Raw genomic sequence first — 10,879 nt, forward strand, 5'->3', positions numbered from 1 at the left:
AGAACGAAAGGGGATAACATGAAGGCCGAACAGCGTCGGATGGTCCGGGCAGTGCGTGTTGTTTGTGCCATTGTGGTGGCGGGTATCCATGCCCCCGCATTGCTGGCACAGGAAAAATCCTCCCGGCTGGAACTCGAAGAGATCGTCGTGACTGCGCAGAAACGCGAGCAGGCGTCGCTCGATGTGCCGGTCGCGATCGGCACCTTCAGCGCCAAGGACATGGCCAATACCGGGGCCATGACGCTGCAGGAAATCGGCGATTACATCCCGGGTTTCGATGCCGGCGGCGAGACGTTCACCCAGCAAAGCTATTCGCTGCGCGGTATATCCAGCCCCAATATCAGTACCGGCGGCGACCCCTCGGCGGCGACGTTCTATGACGAGGTGTATCTGCCGCGGGCGGCGACCACGGTGGCGTTTGCCGATATGGAGCGCGTCGAGGTGCTGATGGGGCCGCAGGGAACGCTGTTCGGACGCAATGCCGCGGTGGGCGTGATCAGCCTGGTGCCGCGTGCGCCGGCCGATGAGTTCGAGGCCTTCGTGAATACCCGTTTCGGCAACTACAACCTGGTTCGTGTCGAGGGCATGGTGAATGTCCCGGTAACGGATACGTTTTTCGTGCGCGCCAACGCGATCAGCAACGAGCGCGACGGAATATCCAACAATATCGGCCCCTCATCGGTGCAGGCTGCCGATCGGGACAACCAGTCCGCGCGCATTGCCGCCGCCTGGGATGTCACTGAAGACACCCGCCTGCAGCTGGCATACGACTGGGACAAGTTCGATCAGTCGCCCTCCATGGCGATCGGCGTCAGCCCCTATGCCTACAGCAGCGACCCGTTCGCCGGGCGTTACGAGAACGATGTGCGGCACGGCGAAGAAACGCGCGATATGTATGGCGTGACCGGCAAGGTTTTCCATGACTTCAACGATCAATGGTCAGGAAAACTGATCGCCAGCTACCGGGATTACGACACTACCAACCGCGAGGATGAAGACGGCACCGCGGATGCGACCCGCTATCTGGATACCAATAACGTCGAGGATTCAGACATTTTCTATTCGGAACTCCAGATCAATTTTGCCAACGAGCGTTTCGATGCGGTGTTCGGCGCCAACTACAGCTCGGAGAATACCTACCAGAGTACTTACGCGGATGCGCTCGGCGACTCCATCACGCGGCTGGTGACAAATCAGCTGAACAGCGATTTCGGGCTGAGCTATGACCATTTGTGGAACCCGGATGATTTTTCCTCGGCCCTCGCGTTGCTGGGGCAGAATGTGAGTCCCGCGGAGGTCACGGCAAGCGGTGATCAATGGTACGACTGGCTGTCGGGCACGCTCGGCCAGCCGATGATCTTCGGCCCGTCCTTTGCTGGCGTGGAGTGGACCGAAGCGATCCAGAACAAGGGCGATTTCACCAATTGGGGGATTTACGGCGACGTGCAGTACCACGTCAACGAGCGGCTCGACCTGATCGCGGGCCTGCGTTACAGCGAGGACGAAAAGGAATTCAGCTGGCTGTTCCCGCCCACGAGTTTTGCAGCATTGCGCCCGGGCGTGTCAAACCAGATCTTCACTCTCGATCCGGAGTACGCCTCCGCCTATACCACGCCGCTGAAGGCGAGCGACAGCTGGAGCCAGACCACTGGCCGCGCGGTCGCGCAGTACCAGCTGACCGAGGACCTGATGACCTACCTCAGTTACTCCACCGGTTACAAGTCTGGCGGTTTCGATTCGCTGACGATAAGCACCGCGGATGCGCCGATCGATCCGGAGGAATCGCAAATGGTGGAGCTCGGGTTGAAGGGCGATCTGATCGACGGCAGGCTGCGTATGCAACTCGCGATCTTCCGGCTCGAGGTGGACGGGCGCCAGACCACGGTCGAATCCCGCCAGCCGGGCGAGGCCAATTCCTTTCCGACCGTGCTCAATATCGACAACGAGATCGATGGTGTCGAGCTGACGCTTGACTGGCTGGTCTCGGATACGCTTCGGCTTGGTGGCCTGACCAGCTGGCGTGACGAGTCAGCGACCTCCGGTCAGTACTACAACTCGAATGCCGAACTGGTGTCGCAGGATTCGTCCGGAACCACCAACACCAGCTATACGCTGAAGCTGGACTGGACGCCGGAAGTTCCGGTGGGCGAGCTGCTGGTGCACGTCGACTACGTTTACGAGGAAAACGGTGTCGATACCGGTTCGCCGGATTTTCTCGATGAATTCCATGCCATCCCCAACTACCTCGACGATACCGAGAATCTCAACGCGCGGGTCGCGTGGACCAGCGACGACGGGCATTACGAGCTGGCATTGTGGGGCAGGAACCTGCTCGACCAGGAGCTGATAGACGGGGTGCGCACGATCTCGCGCTCGGCATTCGGCACCACCTTTGTCGGCATCGAGGATCCGCTGACCTGGGGTGTGGAAGGCCGCTATAACTGGTAAGCCGGCAGGCAGGCGCGCAATCATGCAACCGGTGGCGGTCCCATCGCCGGCCGCGCGCCGCATCGCGCGGACCATACTGAACGGCTTCGAAGCCTACTTCGCCGAGTACCAGAACATTACCCTCGGCGCCAAGCGGCGCTTCGAGACCGCGAACTGGCAGGGGGTGCACGGGGCCAGCATCGAGCGTATCGAATGCTACAAGAGCAAGGTCAACCACATGGCCCGTCAGGTGCGCGAGGTGACCAGCCAGGACCTGCGCAATCTCGAACTGTGGCACGAGTCCAGGGCCGCCTACGCGCAACTCGTCAGCAATCATGCGAACTACGAGATTGCCGAAACCTTTTTCAATTCCATCTACTGCACGGTGCATCTGCACGCGCATATCCACGACCGCTTCATCTTCGTGCTGCCTTCGCGCCCGCTCGAGAACAAGCCGCTTCCGGAATACAGCATCTACGTCCGTTACGAGCTCGGGCAAGGCCTGGTGGATCTGGTCGGGCGCATCCTCGATGACTTCGCATTCTCCGTGCCCTGGGAAAACAGGCGACGCGACATCAGCCATATCGTGACCGCGTTGCAGGAGCACCTGCTGCCGACGCTCGACTGTCCTCTGCGCGAGCTGCGGATCGAGATGCTGGAATCGGTTTTCTACCGCAACAAGGCCGCCTATCTCGTCGGGCGCGTGCACTGCGACGGCAAGCAGTTTCCGGTCATTCTTCCCTGCCTGAACAACGAGAACGGTGCCGTCTATGTCGATACCGTGATTTTCGACCAGGATGGCGCCAGCATCATCTTCAGTTTCACGCGTTCGTATTTCATGGCGGATGCGCCGATTCCGTCGCGGCTGGTGCGCTTCCTGCATTCGCTGATGCCGCAGAAAAGCATTGCCGAACTCTACAATTCCATTGGCTTCAACAAGCACGGCAAAACCGAGTTCTACCGCGATATCATCCGGCACATGAAAGCGAGCGACGATCTGTACGTGATCGCGCCCGGCATCAGGGGCATGGTGATGACGGTGTTCACACTGCCGTCTTTCAGCGTGGTGTTCAAGGTCATCAAGGATCGCTTCGATCCACCGAAACAAGTGACCGAGGAGATCGTCAGGGAGAAATACCGGTTTGTGTCGCGGGCGGACCGCGCCGGACGCATGGCGGATACCCAGGAGTATTCGAATTTCATTTTTTACCGCAACCGCTTCAGCGAGGAACTGATCGCGGAACTGCAGCGCGTCGCACCGTCCAAGCTGTGGATGGACGACAAGTGGATCATCATCCGGCATGTTTATGTCGAGAGACGCATGGAGCCGCTCAACCTGTATCTTGCCCATGCCGGCGAGGAAGAGATCTTCGATGCCATGGACGAGTACGGCAATTCAATAAAGCAGATGGCGGCCGCCAATATCTTTCCGGGCGACATGTTGCTCAAGAACTTCGGAGTAACGCGTCACGGCCGGGTCGTGTTCTACGATTATGACGAGGTCTGTCCGCTCACGGACTGCAATTTCCGCCGTATTCCGCCGCCGCGCAACGATGAGGAGGAAATGTCGGGAACGCCGTGGTATTCGGTAGCCGAGAACGATGTGTTTCCGGAGGAGTTCCGCCTGTTTTTTTCCGGGAACCCGCAGGCGCGCGCCGCCTTCGAGGCACAGCATGCCGATCTCTACGATTATCGCTACTGGCAGCGCCTGCAGGATGCCATCCGCAGCGGGCACATATTCGACACCTATCCCTACCGCCGGCGCTTTCGCTTCCCGCGCGAGGAAAAACCGGGAGAGAGCCAGTTCTCGTTCGACGGCTGAACGGCTTTATTGACGCTTGGCAGCCCTGCGATGGGCGTGCAGCAGGGGTTCGGTGTATCCATTGGGCTGCTCGCGACCCTTGAATACCAGGTCACTGGCGGCCTGGAATGCGATGCTCGAGGCGAAGTCCGGAGCCATGTTCCGGTAGAGCGGATCGCCGGCATTCTGCGCATCGACCACTGCCGCCATGCGGCGCAGCGTTGCGGTGACCTGCTCCGCCGTGCAAATGCCGTGGTGCAGCCAGTTGGCGATGTGCTGGCTCGATATCCTGAGCGTTGCCCGATCTTCCATCAGCCCCACGTTGTTGATATCGGGTACTTTCGAGCAGCCGATGCCTTGCTCGATCCAGCGCACCACGTAGCCGAGAATTCCCTGCGCATTGTTGTCGAGTTCCTGCTGGATCGCGTGTGCATCGAGTGTGGCCGGATCCTTCAGCAGCGGAATTTCGAGGATGGCCTCGCGCCGGGCATGGGCCCGTTTTGCGAGTTGTCGCTGGCGCTCTAGCACGTTCACCTGGTGGTAATGCAGGACGTGCAGCGTCGCGGCCGTTGGTGACGGCACCCAGGCGCAATTGGCGCCGGCCATCGGATGCGCGATCTTTGTTTGCAGCATCTGGGCCATTTCGTCGGGTTTTGCCCACATTCCCTTGCCGATCTGGGCGCGCCCGCTGAAGCCGGCTGCGAGACCGTTGTCGACATTCCAGTCCTCGTAGCTCTGGATCCATTGCTCGTTTTTCATCGCCTCCTTGCGCACCACCGCTCCGGCTTCCATGCTGGTGTGGATCTCGTCGCCGGTGCGGTCGAGAAAGCCGGTGTTGATGAATATCACGCGTTCGCGTGCCGCACGAATGCACTCCTTGAGGTTCAGCGTGGTGCGCCGTTCCTCGTCCATGATGCCAATCTTGATGGTGTTGTGCGCCAGTCCGAGTGCACTTTCCATGGCGCTGAACAGATCGCAGGTGAACGCGACTTCGTCCGGTCCGTGCATTTTCGGTTTCACGATGTAGACGCTGCCGGCGCGCGAGTTGCGTGGCCCCGCGCTGCGCTGCAGATCGTGCATCGCCGCAAGCACGGTCACCATGCCGTCGATGATGCCCTCGGGGACCTCGGCGCCGTGGGGATCGAGAATCGCGTCGCTGCACATCAGGTGCCCGACATTGCGCACCAGCATCAGGCTGCGACCAGGCAGCGAAAATGCCCTGCCGTGCGGATCGCGATACTCGCGATCGGGATTCAACGTCCGGTTCATGCTGCGACCACCCTTGTCGAAGGTCTCGACCAGGTCGCCTTTCATCAGTCCCAGCCAGTGGCGGTACACGATCACCTTGTCCTCGGCATCCACGGCGGCAACCGAGTCTTCGCAATCCTGGATGGTGGTCATGGCCGATTCGAGTATCACGTCCTTGATGCCCGCGGCATCATCGCGTCCGATGAGATGATCGCGGTCGATCTGTATTTCCGCGTGCAACCCGTTGTTGCGCAGCACGATTGCACTGGGCGCTTCGGCCGCGCCCCGGTAGCCGGCAAACTGTGCCGGCTGTTTCAGGCCGGTCTCGCCGGCGTTCCTGCGAGCCACGACCAACGCGCCGTTGCGCACCGAAAACGATGCCGCGTCGACGAACGATCCCTCGGCAAGCGGGGCACAGCCATCGAGAAAATTTCGCGCGAAGGCAATCACGCGCGCGCCTCGAACCGGATTGTAGGCGCCGGCGCGCGCGGCGCCATCGGTTTCGGGAATCGCGTCAGTGCCGTAGAGTGCATCATAGAGACTGCCCCAGCGCGCATTGGCCGCATTCAGCGCATAGCGTGCGTTCATTACCGGAACAACGAGTTGCGGTCCGGCGATGGAAGCGATCTCCGCATCGACGTTCATGGTCGCGATAACGAAATCCTCGCCTTCCGGCAGCAGGTACCCGATGCGTTCGAGAAATTCGCGGTACCGGTTCGGGTCGAAAGCCGCTCCGCGGTTTTCCCGATGCCACGCATCGATATGACCTTGCAACTCGTCACGACGCCGCAGCAATGCGCGGTTGCGCGGGCTGAACTCGGCGATTATCGCGGCAAGTCCGCGCCAGAATCGATCGGCTTCCAGTCCGGTGCCCGGGATGATTTCATCTTCGACCAGTTGGTGCAGAACCCGGGCGACCTGCAACCCGTGTGCGTGAATGCGATCTGACATGTTGATGCCGCCCTGAATGCATGGAAACGTGGCTCGAACCGGGAATTCTATGCCAGCCCTCGCTTCATGAAAGGGCTATGACGATTATTCTGGTCATTCATTCCATGAATGTGACTGCCGGGTGAGTTGCCTTGCTGCCCCGATCCAGCGTCTGTGCGACTTCGGTGATGAGACGCCGCATCCATTGGTGGCCGGGATTGCGCTGCAGCAGCGGACTCCAGGCCATTTTCAGCTCGAACGGTGGAATTTCGAATGGCGGGGTCTTTATTGCGATCTGCGCGTTGTCACGCATCTGCAGTGCCAGTTTGCTCGGTACCGTGACCACCAGGTGTTTTTGCGCCGCGAGCCGCACCGCCACCTGGTAGTGGCGCGTGTATACCGTGATATGCCGCTTGCGACCGATGCGCGCCAGCGCTTCGTCCACCCAGCCGAGGTCCTGGCCCGCCGACGGGTCGACACCCACACCCACACCCATGCCGGTCTTGCTGACCCAGACATGCTGCGCCTGGAGGTAGGATTCGAGGTCGAAGCCGTCGACGATCGGATTGTCCACGCTCAACAGGCAGGAAAAGCTGTCCTGCCAGACCGTGGTCTGGTGAAAGGATTGCGGCATCGAATCGAAGCGGTTGATGACCATGTCGACCTTTCCCTGCTCGACGTTCAGGTAGCTGACGTCGCTCGGCGTCATGATATCCAGCACCACGCCGGGCGCCTCCTCGCGCAGACGCTCGAGCACGGCGGGGATCAGCGTGCCCTCGGCATAATCGCTGGCCATGATGCGAAATACCCGGGTAGCGGGAGCCGGTTCGAAGGGCTTCTTGGGTTGCACGGCACGTTCCACCGCCGCCAGCACGCTGCGCACCACCGGTTGCAGTTCGAGGGCGCGCTCGGTCGGTGTCATGCCCTCGCTGGTGCGCACCAGCAGTGGGTCATCGAACAGGTCTCGCAGGCGTCGCAGCCCGTTGCTCATCGCGGGTTGCGTAATGCCGAGATAGCTGGCGGCGCGGGTGACGTTGCGTTCGCGCAGCAGCACATCGAGGTACACCAGCAGGTTGAGATCGACTTTTTCTATATTCATCCGGAGAATGCCGAGGATAATAACTATAAATTGGATAGATCATCCCACTCTCGGTAGACTCTGTCCACGATTTGCATGCAGCACAGCTTGTACAGGCTGTTGCTGCCCCCAACCTGTTCCAGCAAACCACCACGGAGCCTCCCCATGGCGATTCATACTTCCTCACGTGCCGAGCAGATTACCCTCCTCGAAAAGGACTGGGCGGAAAATCCGCGCTGGAAAGGCGTGAAACGCGGCTATACCGCGGCAGAAGTGGTACAGCTGCGCGGTTCGCTGCAACCGCAGAACACGCTGGCCGAGCTCGGCGCGCAGAAACTCTGGAAATACATCCACGAGGAGGATTACATCAACTGCCTCGGCGCCCTTACCGGCGGGCAGGCGGTGCAGCAGGTCAAGGCCGGAGTCAAGGCGATCTACCTGTCCGGCTGGCAGGTTGCGGCGGACAACAATTCTGCCCAGACCATGTATCCCGACCAGTCGCTGTACCCGGTGAACTCGGTGCCCGCGGTGGTCAATCGCATCAACAATGCATTTCGTCGCGCCGACCAGATCCAGTGGGCGAATCATGTCGGACCGACCGATTCCAAGTACGTCGATTACTTCGCACCGATCGTGGCCGACGCCGAAGCCGGTTTTGGCGGGGTGCTGAATGCCTTCGAACTGATGAAGGCGATGATCGAGGCCGGTGCCTCGGGTGTGCACTTCGAGGACCAGCTGGCATCCGTCAAGAAGTGCGGCCACATGGGCGGCAAGGTACTGGTACCCACCCAGGAAGCGGTACAGAAGCTGATTGCCGCGCGGCTTGCGGCGGATGTCTGCGGCACGCCGACGATCGTGCTGGCGCGTACCGATGCCAATGCCGCGACGCTGCTGACCAGCGACCACGACGACAATGACAAGCCGTTCGTGACCGGTGAGCGCACCGCAGAGGGCTTTTACAACGTGCGCGCGGGTCTGGACCAGGCGATCAGCCGCGGCCTGGCCTATGCTCCCTATTCGGATCTGATCTGGTGCGAGACGGCCAAGCCGGACCTGAACGAGGCGCGCATATTCGCCGAGGCGATTCGCAAGCAGTATCCCGACCAGTTGCTGGCCTACAACTGCTCGCCGTCGTTCAACTGGAAAAAGAACCTCGACGACGCAACCATCGCCAGGTTCCAGCGCGAACTCGGCGCGATGGGATACAAGTACCAGTTCATCACGCTCGCCGGTATTCACAGCATGTGGTACAACATGTTCGAGCTCGCTTATGGCTATGCGCGCAACGGCATGACCTCGTACGTCGAACTGCAGGAAAAGGAATTCGCGGCAGCGGATCGCGGGTACAGCTTTGTCAGCCACCAGCAGGAAGTGGGCACCGGGTATTTCGATCAGGTAACCACCTGCATCCAGGGTGGTGCCTCTTCGGTAACCGCATTGACCGGTTCAACCGAGGAAGAGCAGTTCCAGGTGGTTTCCAGCCACTGAGGTCTCCGTTCTCCGGGAAAGGGGCCGCGCGGTCCCTTTTTTGTCTCTGGTTTCAGTTGAGCGCGGCGTAGACCAGCGTTTGCAGCTGCGGCCGCAACGGGTAGCTACCAGACGGCATCAGCTGAGTCATGAAAATTCCGATCAATTCCTCTGCCGGATCGATCCAGAAATAGGTCGATGCCATCCCGCCCCAGGAAAAGCTTCCCGCGCTGGCGGGCGCCAGGGCGCGTACCGGATCGATCACCACCGAAAAGCCAAGCCCGAAACCAGAGCCGTCCATCCGTGCCTCGCTGAACAGGGAATCTCCCATTTCGGCCAGTGTGCGGTTGGCGGGCAGATGGTTCAGGGTCATGAAGCGTACCGTGCCCGGTGACAACAGCCGTGCTCCATTCAGGGTACCCCCGCTCAGCAACATCTGGCAAAAGCGAAGGTAGTCGTCCGTGGTAGAAAGCAGGCCAGCTCCGCCGGACAGAAAGCTGCAGGGTCCGCGGTAAACGCTGCTTGCCGCATCGTCCTGCTTGCGGATGCGCGAACTGCCTGGAATTATTTCGTAACAACTCGCAAAGCGCCCGATATTTTCCTCGGCAACCGTGAACCCGGTGTCCGCCATGCCCAGGGGCTCGAATATCCGGTCGCGGAAAAACGCATCGAGTGCCTGCCCCGAAACGATCTCCACCAGCCGGCCACATACATCGGTCGCCACCGAGTAGTTCCAGCGTTCGCCAGGCGAGTACAGCAACGGCAGGCGCGCGAGCGCACTGACGAATTGCTCCAGTGTCTCGCCGCGCGCGAGGGTGTCACCGAGTTCACGGCGATACAGTGCGTCCACCGGGTGCTGGTTCATGAACGAATAGGTCAGGCCGCTGGTATGCGTCAGCAGATCGTGCACCCGCATCGGCCTCGCCGGCGGGTGCGTGTGGTAACGCTGTGTATCTCCGGAATCGAAAACCCGAAGCTCCGCAAACTCCGGGATATAGCGGCTCACTTCATGTTCCAGCCGGATCAGTCCCTGCTCGCAGAGCATCATCAGGGCGACCGAGGTGACCGGTTTGCTCATCGAATAGATGCGAAATATCGTGTCGCGGGCAAGCGATTTTCCCGTGTCCCAGTCGAGCACCCCGCGCTCTGCGCGATATGCCACCTGGCCTTGGCGCGCGACCAGCACCGAAAACCCGGAAAGCGCCTTGCGCTCGAGATAGGATTCGAAAAATTCGGGTATGCGGGCCAGAAGCCCGGCATCCAGTCCCAGCTCCACCGGATCGCCGATCGTGCAAGGGTCGAACATGCATTGCTCCTCTGGCGTCTGTCTCAGGCAGGGCGCATTATCCGCGCCGGGCCGCGCCCTGCACAGGTATCAGCGTGATAATCTTGGGTTTCGATACCGCGTCCGATGGAGCCGTTTTCCGATGACTATCAGTATTTGCGATCTCTGTGACGAATTCCCTCGGCATGTGCAGGTGGCCGAGCCGTTGTTCCGCGATTTCGGTGCGCGCGCGCGGTTCGCGGGGCGCATCGTCACCATCAAATGCCACGAGGACAATTCGCGGGTGCGCGACCTGGTAGCCGAATCCGGCAAGGGTTGCGTGCTGGTGATCGATGGAGGCGGGTCGCTGCGTCGCTCGCTGCTCGGCGATCAATTGGCGGCCAAGGCGGTGGCCAACGGCTGGGAAGGAATGGTGATCTTCGGCGCGGTGCGTGATGTGGAAGCACTTGCCGGCATGGATATCGGTGTGAAAGCGCTGGCGGCGATCCCGCTCAAGACCGACAAGAAGGGTGTGGGGGAGCGCGATCTTGCGCTGCGTTTTGGCGGAGTGGAGTTCGTTCCAGGTCATTTTCTTTACGCGGATGCCAACGGTGTGATCGTTGCGGATCGGGAGCTGGCCGGTGAGCGCTGAACGGGCGGCGCC

The 10,879-nt window shown here is 60.7% G+C and carries 7 protein-coding genes; 4 read left to right on the plus strand and 3 right to left on the minus strand.

All coding sequences use genetic code 11. The features are described 5' to 3' along the window. Positions 1–18 precede the first annotated feature (18 nt). Positions 19–2,448 (plus strand): TonB-dependent receptor, encoded by a 2,430-nt coding sequence (locus IPF49_14740; protein MBK6288863.1) that lies wholly within the window; start codon positions 19–21, stop codon positions 2,446–2,448. A 22-nt stretch (positions 2,449–2,470) separates the two neighbouring features. Next, on the plus strand, positions 2,471–4,249 hold the full coding sequence (aceK, locus tag IPF49_14745; protein MBK6288864.1) for a bifunctional isocitrate dehydrogenase kinase/phosphatase: 1,779 nt from the start codon (positions 2,471–2,473) through the stop codon (positions 4,247–4,249). A 6-nt stretch (positions 4,250–4,255) separates the two neighbouring features. Here aceK and IPF49_14750 read toward each other — a convergent pair whose 3' ends face one another. Beyond that, positions 4,256–6,427 carry a malate synthase G gene (locus IPF49_14750; GenBank protein ID MBK6288865.1) on the minus strand — a complete coding sequence of 724 codons (2,172 nt, stop codon included), beginning with the start codon at positions 6,425–6,427 and terminating at the stop codon, positions 4,256–4,258. A gap of 97 nt (positions 6,428–6,524) precedes the next feature. Next, positions 6,525–7,505: a LysR family transcriptional regulator gene (locus IPF49_14755; GenBank protein MBK6288866.1), complete on the minus strand. Its 981-nt coding sequence runs from the start codon at positions 7,503–7,505 to the stop codon at positions 6,525–6,527. A 144-nt stretch (positions 7,506–7,649) separates the two neighbouring features. Here IPF49_14755 and aceA point away from each other — a divergent pair, with 144 nt between their 5' ends. Then, complete coding sequence (gene aceA / locus IPF49_14760; protein MBK6288867.1) at positions 7,650–8,972, plus strand: isocitrate lyase; 1,323 nt, start codon at positions 7,650–7,652, stop codon at positions 8,970–8,972. Between the two features lie 52 nt (positions 8,973–9,024). Here aceA and IPF49_14765 read toward each other — a convergent pair whose 3' ends face one another. Beyond that, on the minus strand, positions 9,025–10,257 hold the full coding sequence (locus tag IPF49_14765) for a beta-lactamase family protein (GenBank protein MBK6288868.1): 1,233 nt from the start codon (positions 10,255–10,257) through the stop codon (positions 9,025–9,027). A gap of 121 nt (positions 10,258–10,378) precedes the next feature. On the opposite strand from IPF49_14765, the gene rraA reads away from it, so the two are divergent. Further along, complete coding sequence (gene rraA / locus IPF49_14770) at positions 10,379–10,867, plus strand: ribonuclease E activity regulator RraA (GenBank protein MBK6288869.1); 489 nt, start codon at positions 10,379–10,381, stop codon at positions 10,865–10,867. Positions 10,868–10,879: the final 12 nt, after the last annotated feature.

Source organism: Gammaproteobacteria bacterium (assembly GCA_016705365.1).
In the GTDB taxonomy this organism is placed as follows: Bacteria; Pseudomonadota; Gammaproteobacteria; order Pseudomonadales; family UBA5518; genus UBA5518.